The organism is Aquabacterium parvum, from assembly GCF_001447195.1.
Lineage (GTDB): Bacteria > Pseudomonadota > Gammaproteobacteria > Burkholderiales > Burkholderiaceae_C > Aquabacterium > Aquabacterium parvum.
This window is the reverse complement of the sequence record NZ_LFRI01000345.1, coordinates 1-467: the sequence shown is the minus strand read 5'-3', so window position 1 is coordinate 467 and position 467 is coordinate 1. Positions and strand designations below refer to the sequence as shown.

General features: G+C 63.8%; 1 pseudogene. It reads left to right on the top strand.

Annotation, left to right across the window (positions count from 1 at the left end):
- Positions 1-168, top strand: a pseudogene (locus tag ABG80_RS22000) (IS110 family transposase); the annotation flags it as partial.
- Positions 169-467: the final 299 nt, after the last annotated feature.

The following is a 467-nucleotide window of genomic DNA, read 5'->3' as shown; positions in this document are numbered from 1 at the left end:
GCCGTGCTGGCCGCTGCAGGCAACAAAAGCGACCCGATCAGCCGATGGGCGAAGTCGGTGGCTGAGCGGCGAGGCTACTGGCGCGCGGTGATCGCCATCGCAGCCAAGAACGCGCGCATGGCCTGGGCGGTGCTCAAGCGAGGCGAGGCGTTCGAGCTGCCGACGTAGCCTGAACAGAGCAAGATGATTCTTCCGCCGCGTGACGGCAAGCGTTGATGACAGCAGGTTGGACCTGCGCGGGCAGTGACCGGATAACTGGTGGGCAGCGCCAAGGCGCTTGCCGGCTAACGAATGGGTCGCCCGCGTGCGTCTTGCATCAGGGTCTGCGGCATGTGAGTTGCCGCGTTCATGACCGTTTGTAGTCTGGCCAGTCCGCACCTTGTTGTCCTTACCTTTGCTCGCCTGATCTGCGTCGGCGTTGTGCTTGGCACTTTGATGTTGGCTCGCTGCGCGAGCCTGGGTCAGCT